Consider the following 336-nt stretch of genomic DNA (forward strand, 5'->3'; position numbering starts at 1 on the left):
GAAAGTGGAAGTGCCTTATTCGACGGGCAAGTTCCCAACAACGCGCTACTGTTTGATGGAAATGAAGCCCAAGACTGGTCGCAAGCACCAATTGCGTCGTCACATGGCCCACCTACGTCACCCAATTGTGGGGGACACGTCGCACGGTGATGGTAAACACAACAAATTGTTCCGTAACGAATTTGATTCACACCGCTTGCTGTTACATGCTTCGGAGCTGCGTTTTGTGCATCCGTTTACAAATGAAGAGCTGGTGATGAAAGCGAGTATCGACGATACGTGGCAGCAATTGTTTACTCGATTTGAGTGGGACGAAGAGCTCGTTAAGTAAAGAGG

General features: G+C 48.8%; 1 pseudogene. It reads left to right on the forward strand.

Annotation, left to right across the window (positions count from 1 at the left end):
- Positions 1-331, forward strand: a pseudogene (locus R7Q11_RS26500) (tRNA pseudouridine(65) synthase TruC); the annotation flags it as partial.
- Positions 332-336 lie beyond the last annotated feature (5 nt).

The organism is Vibrio sp. 970 (genome assembly GCF_033339075.1).